At 74.0% G+C, this 14,526-nt stretch carries 13 protein-coding genes; 8 read left to right on the top strand and 5 right to left on the bottom strand.

Annotation, left to right across the window (positions count from 1 at the left end):
• Positions 1-140: 140 nt before the first annotated feature.
• The 3 genes from AB0K37_RS04640 to AB0K37_RS04630 all read left to right on the top strand — a co-directional run bounded on the left by AB0K37_RS04640 (position 141) and on the right by AB0K37_RS04630 (position 1,826).
• Complete coding sequence (locus AB0K37_RS04640; RefSeq protein WP_363974763.1) at positions 141-680, top strand: hypothetical protein; 540 nt, start codon at positions 141-143, stop codon at positions 678-680.
• Between the two features lie 102 nt (positions 681-782).
• Positions 783-1,472: a hypothetical protein gene (locus AB0K37_RS04635; RefSeq protein WP_363974760.1), complete on the top strand. Its 690-nt coding sequence runs from the start codon at positions 783-785 to the stop codon at positions 1,470-1,472.
• A 132-nt stretch (positions 1,473-1,604) separates the two neighbouring features.
• Entirely contained in the window at positions 1,605-1,826 is a 222-nt protein-coding gene (locus AB0K37_RS04630) for a hypothetical protein (RefSeq protein WP_363974757.1), read from the top strand.
• Positions 1,827-1,859: 33 nt separating this feature from the next.
• Here the strand turns inward: AB0K37_RS04630 and AB0K37_RS04625 are convergent, their stop codons facing one another.
• Together AB0K37_RS04625 and pip are read right to left on the bottom strand one after the other, a co-directional pair.
• Positions 1,860-3,392, bottom strand: coding sequence for a chromosome segregation ATPase (locus AB0K37_RS04625; RefSeq protein WP_363974754.1), 1,533 nt, complete (start codon positions 3,390-3,392; stop codon positions 1,860-1,862).
• A gap of 27 nt (positions 3,393-3,419) precedes the next feature.
• Positions 3,420-4,421, bottom strand: a complete 1,002-nt coding sequence (pip, locus tag AB0K37_RS04620; protein ID WP_363974927.1) for a prolyl aminopeptidase — start codon at positions 4,419-4,421, stop codon at positions 3,420-3,422.
• An 86-nt stretch (positions 4,422-4,507) separates the two neighbouring features.
• Here pip and AB0K37_RS04615 point away from each other — a divergent pair, with 86 nt between their 5' ends.
• Positions 4,508-4,732, top strand: coding sequence for a hypothetical protein (locus AB0K37_RS04615; protein WP_363974751.1), 225 nt, complete (start codon positions 4,508-4,510; stop codon positions 4,730-4,732).
• On the opposite strand, the gene hrpA is transcribed toward AB0K37_RS04615, so the two are convergent.
• Positions 4,729-8,661: an ATP-dependent RNA helicase HrpA gene (hrpA, locus tag AB0K37_RS04610; RefSeq protein WP_363974748.1), complete on the bottom strand. Its 3,933-nt coding sequence runs from the start codon at positions 8,659-8,661 to the stop codon at positions 4,729-4,731. The two genes, AB0K37_RS04615 and hrpA, sit on opposite strands and share 4 nt — an antisense overlap.
• Positions 8,662-8,879: 218 nt before the next feature.
• On the opposite strand from hrpA, the gene AB0K37_RS04605 reads away from it, so the two are divergent.
• On the top strand, positions 8,880-10,301 hold the full coding sequence (locus tag AB0K37_RS04605; protein WP_363974745.1) for a serine/threonine-protein kinase: 1,422 nt from the start codon (positions 8,880-8,882) through the stop codon (positions 10,299-10,301).
• Between the two features lie 33 nt (positions 10,302-10,334).
• Here the strand turns inward: AB0K37_RS04605 and AB0K37_RS04600 are convergent, their stop codons facing one another.
• Complete coding sequence (locus AB0K37_RS04600) at positions 10,335-11,243, bottom strand: SDR family oxidoreductase (protein ID WP_363974742.1); 909 nt, start codon at positions 11,241-11,243, stop codon at positions 10,335-10,337.
• Positions 11,240-12,013 (bottom strand): SDR family oxidoreductase, encoded by a 774-nt coding sequence (locus tag AB0K37_RS04595; RefSeq protein ID WP_363974739.1) that lies wholly within the window; start codon positions 12,011-12,013, stop codon positions 11,240-11,242. The genes AB0K37_RS04600 and AB0K37_RS04595 overlap by 4 nt, the downstream gene beginning before the upstream one ends.
• Positions 12,014-12,100: 87 nt before the next feature.
• On the opposite strand from AB0K37_RS04595, the gene AB0K37_RS04590 reads away from it, so the two are divergent.
• The 3 genes from AB0K37_RS04590 to AB0K37_RS04580 are packed head-to-tail and all read left to right on the top strand — an operon-like array spanning position 12,101 to position 14,435.
• The gene (locus AB0K37_RS04590) at positions 12,101-12,847 is read left to right on the top strand and encodes an enoyl-CoA hydratase family protein (RefSeq protein ID WP_363974737.1); all 747 of its coding nucleotides are present in this window, start codon (positions 12,101-12,103) and stop codon (positions 12,845-12,847) included.
• Entirely contained in the window at positions 12,844-13,707 is an 864-nt protein-coding gene (locus tag AB0K37_RS04585; protein WP_363974734.1) for a CoA-transferase, read from the top strand. Before AB0K37_RS04590 ends, AB0K37_RS04585 begins: the two co-directional genes overlap by 4 nt.
• Positions 13,704-14,435 (top strand): CoA-transferase, encoded by a 732-nt coding sequence (locus AB0K37_RS04580; protein ID WP_363974731.1) that lies wholly within the window; start codon positions 13,704-13,706, stop codon positions 14,433-14,435. Before AB0K37_RS04585 ends, AB0K37_RS04580 begins: the two co-directional genes overlap by 4 nt.
• The last annotated feature ends 91 nt before the right edge of the window (positions 14,436-14,526 follow it).

The following is a 14,526-nucleotide window of genomic DNA, read 5'->3' as shown; positions in this document are numbered from 1 at the left end:
AGGGCACGCGGGAGATGTGCGGCGTGCGGACGCGGGAGACCGGGGTCGCCGGGGCGGATGCGTCGGTGAAGGGTCCTCACCGTACCCGAACGCCGCGGCCTGGTACGAGCGAGGCGTCCGGCCGGATACTGTGAGAGCCGGTGCCCCAGCGATCGGGGAGGGACATGGAGGACCTCGGCTTCATGTGCGCCCGCTGCGGCGGCGAGGTGCACGACGTGACGCACAACCGCGAGGGCACGCTCGACGGCGTCGGCTACCGCCACAACCGGCGGGTGGAGCCGTGGGACCACGAGCTGGAGCTCGCGGTCGGCGAACCCGCCCCGCTCGACCAGGTATGCGATTTCTGCGGCGCCGCCGCGCCGCAGTGGCTCTACTACCCGACGCTCGACCCCGACGACACCGACATGTTCGAGGTCGAGCTCGACACCACGCACCTGTCGGACGACGACACCGCCGTGGCCGTCCTCAACATGCTCTACCCCTGGTACGGGTGCGACACGTGCTCGGTCCTCGTCGCCGACCGCAACGTCGACCTGCTCATCGCCCGCGCCCTCGACCGGACCCCCGTCCCCGCGGACGGCCCCGTCGACGAGGACACCGTCCGTGCCCGGCTGCGGGGCTCCCTCTCGGTCTTCTTCACCACCCGTCCGGGCAGGCCGCAGCCTTCCCGGGCCGTGTAGCGCGCGGGGCGCCCGGCTACCCCCGGGGGGTGGGATGTCGGTGGGGCTCAATATGATCGGTCCCGTTTTGGTTTGGTGTACGTGAGCACGGGGGACATAGAAATGATCATTGAGAGGCGGTTCCACGGGCCGGAGGGGTCCGGGAACGGCGGGTACGTGGCGGGGCGCCTGGCGGGGAGGGTGCCGATCGACACGGTGACCGTCACGCTGCGGCGGCCGCCGCCGCTGGAGACCGAGCTCGCCGTCACGGTGGAGGACGAGCGCGGGCACAGCGCGCGCCTGTGGGACGGCGAGCGGCTCGTCGCCGAGGCGCTGGCCGGCGCGATCGTGGTGCCGCCCATCGCGGCCGTCCCGTTCGAGGAGGCGCTCAAGGCGGCGGAGAAGTACCGGTCGGCGGAGAACCACCCGTTCCCCGGCTGCTTCGTCTGCGGGCCGGAGCGCGAGCCCGGCGACGGGCTGCGGCTCGAACCGGGCCCCGTCGCCGAGGGCACCGTCGCGGCGCCGTGGGTCCCCGAACGGGTGCCCGAGCGGGAGCTGGTGTGGGCCGCGCTGGACTGCCCCGGCGGCTGGTCGTTCGACGTGGCGGGCCGCCCGGCGGTCCTCGGCACGATGACGGCGCAGGTCATGGAGGTGCCGGAGGCCGGTGAGCGGTGCGTGGTGATGGGGCTCGCGCGCAGTCGCGAGGGCCGCAAGATGCACGCGGCGACGGCTCTGTACGGGGCGGACGGGCGGCTGCTGGGCCGCGCCGAGCAGATCTGGATCGAGGTCGATCCCCAGACGTTCGGCCGCTGACCGTCCGGCTGACGTTCCGGCGGCGGAGCCGCCCGAGTCCGCCTGTTTCGGCGAATTGTGTCGTCCGACACTGTCACTCGCGCCGGATCCGCTGTTCAATCTGAGCTTCCGCGGAAAACGGGAGGCGGATCGATGCGCGGAGACGGGTTACTCATCCTGGGGCTGGCGGCGCTGGCCGTGTACACGGGGGCTTACTGGGAGCGCGCCCGCCGCGCCGCGGTGGACATGGGGCGGAGCCGTCGGAGGGTCCTCACGCCGCGGCGCACCGCGGCGAGGGAGCGCGACCAGGTCCTGATGTCCGCCTCGGTGGCGGCGCTGGCGCTGGCTCTGGTCCTGGTGGCCGGCCTCGGCTGAGCCCGGACGGCGCGGCCGCCCGGGCGTCGACGGTCAGGGGCCGGTGAACAGGGGGTCCTCCCGGTCCGCGCCGTTGAGGGGGCGGCCCTGGTTCCGGGGGTCGCCGCCCGGGGCGGGGTGACCGCCGGTCGTCGAGGCGGGCGTCCCGTTCGGGACGGGAGGCGGGTTCGGGACGGGGGCCCCGAGGGGCGCCGGCGCGCCGGGGCGGGCCGGGGAGCCGCCCGGGAAGGGGCCGCCGATCGGCGGCGGGCCCGGCGGCATGCCGGGCACCGGTCCGGGGCCGGGGGCTCCGGTGGGCGGCGCGCCGGGCGGGGGCGCCGGGTGGCCGCCGCCGGACATCCGCCCTCCGGGCGGGAAGTTCGACGACAGCGTGTTGTGGGTGAGCTGGTCGATCTGGCGGCGGGCGCGGTCGGCCTCGGCGCGGGCGGCGTCGCGCTCCTCGGCGAGGGCGGTGAGGGCGGCCTGCTGCTCGGCGACCGACTGCGACAGCTGCCGCAGCTGCACCGCCTGGTCGTTGACCTTGGTGTTCAGCTCGTCCCGCTCGGCCGTCGCGGCCGCGGCCTGGGACAGGGCGGTGTCGCGCTCCTTGACGGCCTCGTCGGCGCGGGCGTTGGCGCGGACGACCTCCGCCTCGGCCTCCGACTGGGCGCGCATGGCGGTGGTGCGCTCGGCCTCGGCCTTGCTGGCGGCCTGCATGGCGCGCTGCCGCTGGGCCTCGGTGTCGCGCATGGCGTTGCGCAGGTCCTCGGCGCCCTGCTTGGCCACCGCGGCCTCCACGCGCTGCGCCTCGGCGGCGCCCTCGGCCTCGGCGAGCTTGGCGTGCAGGCCGACGAGCTCGGCCCGGGCGGCCTCCAGCGCGGCGAGCAGCTCGGTCTCCCGGGCCGCGACCCGGTCGCGCTCGCTCTCGGCGGCGAGCTTGGCCGTCATGGACTGCTGCGCGATCTGGTGGGCCTCCTCCCACGCCTGCTGCGCGGCGTCGCGCTTGGCGGTGGCGAGCCTGGCCTCCTCGCGGGCGCGGCTCGCCTCCCCCTCGGCCGTCTCGGCGCGCTTGCGGGACGAGACGGCCTCGTGCCACGCCTCCTCGGCCTTGCGCTGGGAGGCGTCGCGCTCGCTCTGCGCGATGGCGAGCTCGCGGGCGGCCTCGGCCCGCACCTCGGCGACGCGGCGCTCCACGCCGGCGACGCTCAGCTCGGAGGTCAGCGAGTCGGCGAGCGCGTCGGCGGCCCGCTCCATCCGCTCGACGATCTCCCACGCCGACGCGACCTGCCCGGTGAGGCCCGGCGCGTCCCGGCCGCGGTCGCGGCGCTCGCGCGCCTCGCGGGCGCAGGCGCCGTCGTTGTCCTGGCAGTAGCGGACGGTGCGGGCGGCGCCGACCGGCTGCGGGACGGGGCGACCGCAGTTGGCGCACGGCCAGACCGTGACGGGGTCGCCCATGCGCGCGACCGCGGTCTCCGCGGGCGCCCCGGACCCCGTGCCCTTGTACGCCGAGCCCTCGGAGACCGCGCCCTGGGGAGCCGCGGCCGTCTCCTCGGGGCCGCTATTGTCGCGCTCTTCGCTGTTAGGCATGGAATGAACCTTACGCACCCCCGCGCGTCACTGCAGTGACTTGGGTGGTACATGTGGGGGCGCCCACTTCGCCGGAAAGTGAGCGGCCAACTCGTCGGTGGCCTCGATGAGGCGGTCCCGCGTGCCGGGCTCGCCGCCGCCGTGCCCGGCGTCCTCGACGACGTGGAATCTCGCCTCCGGCCACGCGCGGTGCAGGTCCCACGCCTGCTCCAGCGGCGTCTTCACGTCGTAGCGCCCGTTCACGATCACGGCGGGGATGTGCCGGACGCGGTCCACGCCCCCGAGCAGGCCCCCGGGCGGGAGGAAGCCCCCGTTCGCGATGTAGTGGTGCATGATGCGGGCGAAGGCCACCGTCACCGCGTCGTCCAGCTCCGGCGGCGGGACGGGCAGGAGCGTGTTGGCCGCCATCTCCCACGCGGCCCAGGCGCGGGCGGCGGGAAGGTGGACGGCCGGGTCCGGGTGGCCGACGCGGCGGCCGTAGGCGGCCAGCAGGTCGTCCTGCTCGGCGGGCGGGATCGCGTCCCGGAACGCCGCCCACTCGGCCGGGAACAGCCGCGCCGCGCCGGTGGGGGCCAGTCCCCACGCCTCGTCCCACGGGCGGACGAGGTAGATGCCGCGCAGAACCATGGCGGCGACCCGGTCGGGGTGCGTCTGCGCGTACGCGAGCGCGAGGGTGCTCCCCCAGCTGCCGCCGAACACGAGCCAGCGTTCGATCGACAGGTGCTCGCGCAGCCGCTCCATGTCGGCCACCAGGTGCGGCGTGGTGTTGCGGTCGAGCGGGACCGCGGGGTCGCCGGCGCCGGGCAGGCTCCGGCCGCAGTTGCGCTGGTCGAACAGGACGATGCGGTACCGGGCCGGGTCGAAGAACCGCCGGTGGTCGGGCAGCAGCCCCCCTCCGGGCCCGCCGTGCAGGAAGACCGCGGGCAGTCCGTCGGGATTGCCGCAGGTCTCCCAGTAGACGCGGTTGCCGTCGCCGACGTCCAGCAGCCCGGAGTCGTAGGGTTCGATCGGTGGGTAGTACTCCCGCAAGGCCATGTCCCAGTATCACCCGACATGATCACGTGTCGTCCCGCCGCTCCCCCCCGCCCGCCCGCGTGACCCGCTACCCTCCCGGCATGACGCAGCCGACGTGCACGCAGTGCGAGGGCGACGACTTCGAACAGGGCTTCATCGAGGACTCGGGCGAGCACTCCAAGGGCTACGCCCGCTGGATCCTCGGCCCGCTGGAGAAGGGCCTGCTCGGCGGCGCGAAGCGCATGGGCCGGCCTCGCTGGCAGATCGACGCCCTGCGGTGCCGCCGGTGCGGGCACCTGGAGCTGTTCGCGCGCACGCCCGCCTAGAGCTGGGCCATCGCCTTGCGGATGCGCTTGTCGGAGACGGGGAACCGGGTGCCGAGCTGCTGGGCGAAGAGGCTGACCCGCAGCTCCTCCAGCATCCAGCGGATCTGCCGGGCCGGCTCCTCCTCCCGCCGGGAAGGGTGGAGCCGGCGCAGCGTCTGGTCGTACTCCTGCGCCAGGACCTCGACCTGGTGCGCGAGCATGCGGTCGCGTCCCGGGTTCTCGGGGAGCTTGTCGAGCCTCACCTGAAGGGCGCGCAGGTAGCGCGGCAGGTCCGGCAGCCGGGCCCAGCCGGTCGCGGTGACGAACCCCGGCCGCACCAGCGTGCCGAGGTGGCCGCGGACGTCGGTGAGCGCGGGCACGAGCGTGAGGCTCGCCGTGCCGCGCAGCCGCCGGTCGATCTCGTGCGCCTCGGCGAGGACCCGCTCGACCAGGGCGACGATCTGGGCCGTCGCGTCGTGCAGGTCGGCGCGGACCCGGTCGTACAGGGCGCGGAAGCCGTCCTCGTCCCACGCGGGCCCGCCCGCCTCGGCGATGAGCCGGTCGGCGGCGGCGGTGACGCAGTCGTCGAACAGCGCCGCGACGGAGCCGTGCGGGTTGTGGCTGAGCGCCAGCTTGCCCTGGTTGGTCAGGCGGCTCTGGATGAGCTTCACCGGTGACGGCGCGTTCAGCAGGATCAGCCGCCGCGTGCCGAGCCACATCGCGCGGCGCTGCTCGGCCTCCGTCTCGTACATGCGGACGGCGACGGTGTCGCCCTCGTCGGTGAGCGCCGGAAAGGCCTTGACGTCGTAGCCGGCCTGGTTGCGCTCGTAGGTGCGGGGCAGCTCGCCGATCGTCCACGCGGTGAGCCCGGACCGCTCGACCGTGGACGCGGCCTTGGACAGCGTCCCGCGCACCTTCCCGGCGAGGCGGCGTTTCAGCTCGTCCAGGTCGGTGCCCTCGCCGAGGGTCCGGCCCGCCGCGTCCAGGACCCGGAAGGTGATGCGCAGGTGGGCGGGCAGCCGGGAGGGGTCCCACGCCTCCCGCGCGACCGGCACGCTCGTCATCGAGGTCAGCTCGCGCTCCAGGGCGTCCAGCAGCGGCTCGGTGCGCGGCGCGACGCGGTCGAGGATCTTGCGGGCGTAGTCGGGCGCCGGGACGAAGTTGACGCGCAGCTGCTTCGGCAGCGACCGGATCAGCTCGGTGACCAGTTCGGCGCGCAGGCCCGGCACCTGCCAGTCGAAGCCGGCGGGCCGCACCTGGTTGAGGACCTGGACGGGGATGTGCACGGTGACGCCGTCGGCGTCGGTGCCCGGCTCGAACTGGTAGGTGAGCCGCAGCCGCAGCGCGCCCTGCTGCCACACGTCCGGGTAGTCGGACTCGCTGACGCCGCCCGCGGACTCGTTGATGAGCATCGACTTCTCGAACCCGAGCATGTCGGGGTCGGAGCGCCGGGCCTTCTTCCACCAGGCGTCGAAGTGCCGCCCGGAGACGACGTCCTCGGGGATCCGCGCGTCGTAGAAGTCGAAGAGGGTCTCGTCGTCGACGAGGATGTCGCGGCGCCGGGCGCGGTGCTCCAGTTCCTCCACCTCGTCCAGCAGCGCGCGGTTGTCGTGGAAGAACCGGTGGTGGGTCTCCCAGTCGCCCTCGACGAGCGCGTGCCGGATGAAGAGCTCGCGCGACAGGGCCGGGTCGATGGCGCCGTAGTTGACGCGGCGGTCGGCGACGATCGGGACCCCGTAGAGGGTGACCTTCTCGCGCGCCATGACGGCCGCCTGCTTCTTCGACCAGTGCGGCTCGCTGTAGTTGCGCTTCACCAGGTGCTGCGCGAGGGGCTCGACCCACTCGGGCTCGATCCTGGCGTTGATCCGCCCCCACAGCCGGGACGTCTCGACCAGCTCCGCCGACATCACCCAGCGCGGCGGCTTCTTGAACAGCGACGACCCCGGGAACACCGCGAACTTCGCGCCCCGGGCGCCGAGGTACTCCTGCCCGCGCCGCTGCTTGTCGTTCTTGTCGACGTCCATCAGCCCGATGTGGGACAGCAGGCCGGCGAGCAGCGAGGTGTGGATGCGGTCGGGCGGCGCGTCGGCGGTGTTGAGCGTGACGCCGAGGGACCTGGCGACCTGCTTCAGCTGGCCGTGCAGGTCCTGCCACTCGCGGATGCGCAGGTAGTGCAGGAACTCGTTCTTGCACATGCGGCGGAACGCGCTGCCCGACAGCTCCGCCTGCCGCTCGCGCAGGTAGTTCCACAGGTTCAGGTAGGCGAGGAAGTCGGAGCCGGGGTCGGCGAACCGGCGGTGCCGCTCGTCGGCGGCCTGCTGGTTCTCGGCGGGGCGCTCGCGCGGGTCCTGGATGGACAGCGCCGCCGCGATGATCAGCACCTCGCGGACGCAGCCGTTGCGGTCGGCCTCCAGGATCATGCGCCCGAGGCGGGGGTCGACGGGCAGCTGGGCCAGCCGGCGGCCGAGCGGGGTGAGGCGCTTGCGCGGGTCCTTCTCGGCCGGGTCGATGGCGCCGAGCTCGTGCAGGAGGTCCACGCCGGCCTTGACGTTGCGGCGGTCGGGCGGCTCCACGAACGGGAACGCGGCGATGTCGCCGAGGCCGAGCGCGGTCATCTGCAGGATGACCGACGCGAGGTTGGTCCGCAGGATCTCCGGCTCGGTGAACTCCGGGCGGGACTCGAAGTCCTCCTCGGAGTACAGCCGGATGCACACGCCCTCGGAGACGCGGCCGCAGCGGCCCTTGCGCTGGTTCGCCGAGGCCTGCGACACCGGCTCGATCGGGAGCCGCTGCACCTTCAGCCGGTGGCTGTAGCGGGAAATGCGCGCGGTGCCGGGGTCGACGACGTACTTGATGCCGGGGACGGTCAGCGACGTCTCCGCGACGTTGGTGGCGAGCACGACCCGCCGCCCGCGGTGCGGCCGGAACACCCGGTGCTGCTCGGCCGACGACAGCCGCGCGTACAGCGGCAGGACCTCGGTCGTCCCCCGCTGCCGGGTGAAGTGCTTGGTGAGCGCGTCGGCGGTGTCGCGGATCTCCCGCTCGCCGCTGAGGAACACCAGGACGTCGCCGGGCCCCTCGCGGCCGAGCTCGTCGACCGCGTCGACGATCGCCTGGACCTGGTCGCGGTCGGGGTCGGCGGACGGGTCGTCCGGGTCGGTGACGGGGCGGTACCTGACCTCGACCGGGTAGGTGCGCCCGGACACCTCCACGATCGGCGCGTCGCCGAAGTGCGCGGAGAACCGCTCCGGGTCGATCGTCGCGGAGGTGATGATCACCTTGAGGTCGGGGCGGCGGGGCAGGATCTCCCTGACGTAGCCGAGGAGGAAGTCGATGTTCAGGCTGCGCTCGTGCGCCTCGTCGATGATGAGCGTGTCGTACTGGCGCAGCAGCCGGTCGGTCTGGATCTCGGCGAGCAGGATGCCGTCGGTCATCAGCTTCACGAGCGTGTCGTCGCTCGACCGGTCGGTGAACCGCACCTTGTAGCCGACGGTCTCGCCGAGTTCGGTGCCGAGCTCCTCGGCGATGCGGTCGCCGACCGTCCGCGCGGCGAGGCGCCGCGGCTGGGTGTGGCCGATGGAGCCGAGCACGCCCCTGCCCAGTTCGAGGCAGATCTTAGGGATCTGAGTGGTCTTGCCGGAGCCGGTCTCGCCCGCGACGATCACGACCTGGTGGTCGCGGATCGCGGCGAGGATGTCGTCCTTCTTCTGCGACACCGGCAACTGCGCCGGATAGGTGATCTCGGGCACGGCGAGACGCCGCCGCTCGACCCGCCGCTCGGCGGCCTCGACGTCGGCGGCGATCTCCTCGGCGACCCTCGCCCGGCGCGCGGCGTCCCGCATCTTCTGGGCGCCGTCGATCCTGCGGCGCAGCCGGTGCTGGTCGCGCAGCATCAACTGCGGCAGGCGCGCGCGCAGGCCGGCGAGCGGCGATTCCACACTCGTCCCCATAACCATCGACAAGGATAGGGTTCCAGGCCCCCAGGGCCCCGCTCACCCCACAACCTTCGCACCGTAGCCGGAACACCCCGGCCGGGGCGATCCATTATCCGGCCCTTACAACGCCGTGCCGGTAAGACGCATTCCTCCCGCCCCGGCCACGATCCGCGCCTGATCGTTCACCCAAAGCCACTGCGCCGGGCCCGGCCCGTCATTCATGATTGGGAGACGTGGAGACCCCGATCGCCGCAGGGCGCTACCGGATCGACAGCCACCTCGGATCCGGCGGCTTCGCCTCGGTCTGGCTGGGGCACGACCCCGACCTCGACTCCCCCGTCGCGATCAAGGTCCTGGCCGGCCACTGGACGCTGCGCACCGACGTGCGGGACCGGTTCGTCCAGGAGGCGCGGCTGCTGCGCCGCGCCGACTCGCACCGGCTGGTCCAGGTCTTCGACATCGGGGAGCTGCCGGACGGCCGGCCCTACTTCGTGATGACCTACGCCGACCGCGGCACGCTGGCCGAGCGGCTCGCCGGCGGGCCGCTCCCGACGGGCGAGGCGCTGCGCACCGCGCAGGAGATCATCCGGGGCGTGCAGGAGCTGCACGACCTCGGCATCGTGCACCGCGACCTGAAGCCGTCCAACGTGCTGCTGCGGTCGGCGCCCGGCGGCGGCGAGCGCATCATGATCGCCGACCTCGGCATCGCGCGCACCGGGGAGCACCTGTCGAGGCTGACGCTGCCCGCCGGATCGCCCGGCTACATGGCGCCCGAGCAGACGCAGGTCGACGGCGCGCCGGACCGCCGCGCGGACGTCTACGGCCTGGGCGCGCTGACCCACCACCTGCTGACCGGGGAGCCGCCGGCCATGCCGCCGCGCCCGCTCGGGCAGACCCGGGCCGCGATCCCCTCCGGGGTCGGCGCGGCCGTGATGCGCGCGCTCGATCCCGACCGCGACAGGCGCTGGGCGTCGGCGGCGGACTTCGGGGAGGCGCTGGCGCGGGCCTCCGGGGGGACGCGCACCGGCGCGCTCGCGCCGAGAGGGCGACCGCCGGGCGAGCGCCCGCGCGGCCGGCGGCGGGCGGTGGCGGCGGCCGGTGCGGCCGCCGCGGTGGCCGTGGCCGCCGTCGCGTTCGCGGGGCTCCCCCACCGGGGTGACGGCGGCGGCCCTCCCCCGCAGGAGCGGAACCGGCAGTGGCTGCGGGCGGGATCCGACGTCCCCGCCCGCTACCGCGACCTGGTCGTCCAGGCCGGGACGTGGTGCGAGCTGCGCGGGCTGAGCCCGACGCTGATCGCGGCGATGCTGAAGGCGGAGAGCGGCTTCGACCCGCACCTGTCCGACCCGGCGCACGACGAGTACGGCATCGCCAGATGGACGCCGCACGTGCTGGCGTTCTGGCAGCCTGGCGGCCTCGACAACCCCGAGCCGAGGCCCGCCCAGATCACCCCGGAGCTGTCGATCCCCGCGATGGGCCGGTTCCTGTGCTACTGGGGGAAGGACCTCAAGAACGTGCCGGGAGACCCGGCCCTGAACCTGGCCGCCGCCTACCGCACCTCGGCCACGACGGTCGTGAAGTCGGGCGGCGTCCCGGCGAGGGTCCGGCCGTACGCCGAGAAGGTGCGCCGTTACATGGACGACTACCGGCCGCGCTGACGACGGCCCGCCGTGCCGGGGAGCGGCCGCCGGTCAGCCCGCTCCGTAGACGGGTTCGGGGGCGGGTGCCTTCGCCAGGAGGTCCTTGACGACGTCGCCGACCTCTGCCGGGTCCCACCTCGCGCCCTTGTCCGCGGCGGGGCCGTGGCGGAAGGCGTCCATCACGCAGATCCTGCCCCCCTCGGCCTCGAACACCCGCCCGGTGACGTCCCGCGACTGCGCGGAGCCGAGCCAGACCACCAGCGGCGAGACGTTCTCGGGCGCCATGGCGTCGAACTCGCCCTCGGCGGGGGCGGCCATCGTCTGCGCGAAGACCTCCTCGGTCATCCGGGTGCGGGCGGCGGGCGCGATCGCGTTGACCGTCACGCCGTAGCGGGCCAGCTCGGCCGAGGCCACGAGGGTCAGCCCGACGATGCCCGCCTTGGCGGCGGAGTAGTTGCCCTGGCCGACGCTGCCGAGCAGCCCGGCGCCGGAGGAGGTGTTGACGACGCGCGCGTCCACGGCTCGGCCGGCCTTGCTCTCGGCCCGCCAGTACCGCCCGGCGTGCTTGAGCGGCAGGAAGTGGCCCTTGAGGTGGACGCGCATGACGGCGTCCCACTCGTCCTCGCCGAGGTTGACCAGCATCCGGTCGCGCAGGAACCCGGCGTTGTTGACCAGGGTGTCCAGCCGCCCGAACGCGCCGGTCGCGGCGGCGACCAGCGCGGCGGCGCCCTCGTCGGTGGCGATGTCGTCGGTGCTGGCGACCGCCCGCCCGCCGAGCGCCTCGATCTCCCGCACGACGTCGTGGGCGGGGCCCCCGGAGGCGTCGCCGGTGCCGTCGCGCGCGACGCCGAGGTCGTTGACGACGACGAGGGCGCCCTGCCGGGCGAACTCCAGCGCGTGCGCGCGGCCGAGGCCGCGTCCGGCGCCGGTGACGGCGACCACCCGGTCCTTGCAGATCATCGCGTTTCCTCCTTGTTGACGGTGGCGGCGTCCAGGAAGGCGGGGCGCTCTCCCCCGCCGTGCACCTGCATCGACGAGCCGGTCACGTAGGACGCCAGGTCGGACGCCAGGAACACGCAGGCGGCGCCGATGTCGTAGGGGTCGGCGAGGCGGCCCAGCGGAACGGTCGCCGCCACCGCGGCGACGCCGTCCTCGTCCCCGTAGTGCAGGTGCGCCAGCTCGGTGCGGACCATCCCGAGGACCAGCGTGTTGACCCGGATGTGCGGCGCCCACTCGACGGCCAGGGACTGGGTGAGGTTGTGCAGCCCCGCCTTGGCGGCGCCGTAGGCGGCGGTGCCCGGCGAGGGGCGCACCCCGCTGACGCTGCCGATGTTGATCACCGAGCCGCCCCCGGCCTCCATGATCCGCGGGCGCAGCGCGCGGGCCATGATCAGCGGGGCCGTCAGGTTCAGCTCCATGATCTTGACGTGGGTGCGCAGGGCGCCGTCCGCCACCGGCAGGTACGGCGCGCCGCCCGCGTTGTTGACGAGCACGTCCACGCGGTCGAGGCCGTCCGCGAAGGCCTCCACGGCGTCGGGGTCGCGCACGTCCAGCGAGACGAACCGCGCGGCCCGCCCGCCGGCCTCGGGCACCGCCTCCGGTTCGCGGCGGGCGACCGCGACCACGTCGGCTCCGGCCTCCAGGAAGGCGCGGCTGATCCCGGCGCCCACCCCGCGGACGCCCCCCGTCACCACGACGGTCCTGCCCTCCAGGTCGAGCGTCAGTGACATGCCGCCTCCGGCTCCGATGACATTCCGCCTCCTCCGGACGGCTCTGCTACCGTCTGTTCTAACAAATGTTTGGTGGAAAGGTAGCGCATGGGAGTCTCCACCACGACCCTGGACGGGGTCGCCGAGATCGTCGTGGACGCGCCGCCGGTCAACGCCCTGACCGTCGCGGGCTGGTACGAGCTGGCCGACGCGGTCCTCGCGGCGGGCCGCGACCCCGGGGTCGGCGCCGTCGTGCTCCGCGCCGAGGGCCGGGGCTTCAACGCGGGCGTCGACATCAAGGAGATGCAGAGCACCGACGGCCACGCCGCGCTGGTCGGCGCCAACCGCGGCTGCTTCGCGGCGTTCGCGGCCGTCTACGACTGCGAGGTCCCGGTCGTGGCCGCGGTGCACGGCTTCTGCCTCGGCGGCGGCGTCGGCCTGGCGGGCAACGCCGACATCGTGATCGCCTCGCGGGACGCCTACTTCGGGCTGCCCGAGGTCGACCGCGGCGCGCTCGGCGCCGCCACCCACCTCGCCCGGCTCGTCCCGCAGCACCTGATGCGCGCGATGGTCTACACGTGCCGCAACGTCACGGCCGAGGAGCTGCACCACCACGGCTCGGTGCTGGAGGTCGTCCCGGCCGGTGAGCTGCGCGCCAAGGCGATGGAGGTCGCCGCGGGCATCGCCGCCAAGGACCGGTACGTGATCCGGCGCGCCAAGGAGTCGCTCAACGGCATCGACCCGGTCGACGTCAAGCGCAGCTACCGCTACGAGCAGGGGTTCACGTTCGAGCTGAACCTCGTCGGCGCGGGCGACGAGCACCGCGACGCCTTCGTCGCCAAGGGGGCCCGATGAGTTCCAAGGTGATGTCCGTCGAGGAGATCGCGGGGTCGCTGGAGAGCGGCATGACGATCGGGATCGGCGGCTGGGGCTCGCGGCGCAAGCCGATGGCGCTGGTGCGCGCGATCCTGCGCTCCCCCGTCACCGACCTCACCGTCGTCGCCTACGGCGGGCCGGACGTGGGGCTGCTGTGCGCGGCGGGCAAGGTCCGCAGGCTCGTCACCGCGTTCGTGACGATGGACTCGATCCCACTGGAGCCGCACTTCAGGCAGGCCCGCCAGTCCGGGGCCATCGAGCTGACCGAGTACGACGAGGGCATGTTCATGTTCGGGCTGTACGCGGCTGCGCACCGGCTGCCGTTCCTGCCCACCCCGGTCGGCCTCGGCTCCGACGTGATGAGGGTCAACCCGGAACTGCGGACGGTCCGGTCGCCCTACGAGGACGGCCAGGAGCTCGTCGCCGTCCCCGCCCTGCGGATGGACGCGGCGCTGGTGCACATGAACCGCGCCGACGCGCGCGGCAACGCCCAGTACCTCGGCCCCGACCCGTACATGGACGACCTGTTCGCCAAGGCGGCCGACCGGACGTACGTGTCGTGCGAGCGGCTCGTCGACACCGCCGACTTCGCCAAGGAGGGGCCGGTGCAGTCGCTGCTGATCAGCCGGTCGCAGGTGGCGGGCGTGGTGGAGACCCCGAACGGCGCGCACTTCACCGACTGCCTGCCCGACTTCGGGCGGGACGAGGCTTTCCAGAAGCTGTACGCGCAGTCGGCGGCCGATCCCGACCGGTGGTCGGCCTTCACCGAGCGGTTCCTTTCCGGCGACGAGGCCGCCTACCAGGACGCGGTCCGGGTCTGGCGGGAGGAGGCGCGATGAGCGACGCGACCAGGGCCGAGGTGTGCGCGGCCGCGTGCGCGGACCTGTTCCGGGGCGACGGGGAGATCGTCGCGGCCGCGGTGGCCGGGTTCGTCCCGATGCTGGGGTCCCGGCTGGCGCGCGCGACGTTCGCGCCCGACCTTCTGACCACCGACGGCGGGCCGTCTCTGAGCGCCGAGCCCGTCCCGCTCGGCGCGCCTGCCGGGACGGTCGAGGGCTGGCTGCCCTTCCGTGACCACCTGTGGCTCGTCCTGAACGGGCGGCGGCACGTGGTGATGGGGCCGAGCCAGATCGACGCGCACGGCAACACCAACATCTCGTGCATCGGCGACTGGAAGCAGCCCTCGCGGCAGCTCCTCGGCGTGCGCGGCGGGCCGGGGAACACGCTGCTGAACACGACGAGCTACTGGGTGCCGAAGCATTCGGCGCGCGTGTTCACCGAGAAGGTCGACATGGTGAGCGGCGTCGGGTGGGACCGGGGCGCGCACGAGATCCGCGCCGTGGTGACCAACCTGGCCGTGCTCGACTTCGAGACCCCCGACAGGCGGATGCGGCTGCGCTCGGTCCACCCCGGCGTGCGCGTCGAGGACGTGGTCGCCGCGACCGGCTTCGAACTCGCCGTCCCCGGCGAGGTGCCCGAGACGCGGCTGCCGGACGCCGAGGAACTGCGGATCATGCGCGAGGTCCTCGACCCGAAGGGTTTGCGCGAGCGCGAGGTCCCAGCATGAGCGAAGCGAACCGGGGGGTGCGGGGGGCCGTCCCCCCCCACAGGGGAGGCCTGAGGCGGGGGCGCCCCGGGGAGGGGCGCGGCACCCCGCA

Origin of the sequence: Actinomadura sp. NPDC049753, from assembly GCF_040674655.1 — a bacterium.
GTDB classification, from domain to species: domain Bacteria; phylum Actinomycetota; class Actinomycetes; order Streptosporangiales; family Streptosporangiaceae; genus Spirillospora; species Spirillospora verrucosospora.
This window is presented reverse-complemented; position numbering and strand designations above follow the sequence as displayed.

Excerpts from the sequence above, each read along its gene's own strand:
- AB0K37_RS04595 (WP_363974739.1), bottom strand. The coding sequence starts at position 12,013 with ATGTCACTGACGCTCGACCTGGAGGGCAGGACCGTCGTGGTGACGGGG.
- AB0K37_RS04615 (WP_363974751.1), top strand. The coding sequence starts at position 4,508 with ATGACGCAGCCGACGTGCACGCAGTGCGAGGGCGACGACTTCGAACAG.
- AB0K37_RS04585 (WP_363974734.1), top strand. The coding sequence starts at position 12,844 with ATGAGTTCCAAGGTGATGTCCGTCGAGGAGATCGCGGGGTCGCTGGAG.
- AB0K37_RS04625 (WP_363974754.1), bottom strand. The coding sequence starts at position 3,392 with ATGCCTAACAGCGAAGAGCGCGACAATAGCGGCCCCGAGGAGACGGCC.
- AB0K37_RS04580 (WP_363974731.1), top strand. The coding sequence starts at position 13,704 with ATGAGCGACGCGACCAGGGCCGAGGTGTGCGCGGCCGCGTGCGCGGAC.
- AB0K37_RS04635 (WP_363974760.1), top strand. The coding sequence starts at position 783 with ATGATCATTGAGAGGCGGTTCCACGGGCCGGAGGGGTCCGGGAACGGC.
- AB0K37_RS04590 (WP_363974737.1), top strand. The coding sequence starts at position 12,101 with ATGGGAGTCTCCACCACGACCCTGGACGGGGTCGCCGAGATCGTCGTG.
- AB0K37_RS04630 (WP_363974757.1), top strand. The coding sequence starts at position 1,605 with ATGCGCGGAGACGGGTTACTCATCCTGGGGCTGGCGGCGCTGGCCGTG.
- hrpA (WP_363974748.1), bottom strand. The coding sequence starts at position 8,661 with ATGGGGACGAGTGTGGAATCGCCGCTCGCCGGCCTGCGCGCGCGCCTG.
- AB0K37_RS04600 (WP_363974742.1), bottom strand. The coding sequence starts at position 11,243 with ATGATCTGCAAGGACCGGGTGGTCGCCGTCACCGGCGCCGGACGCGGC.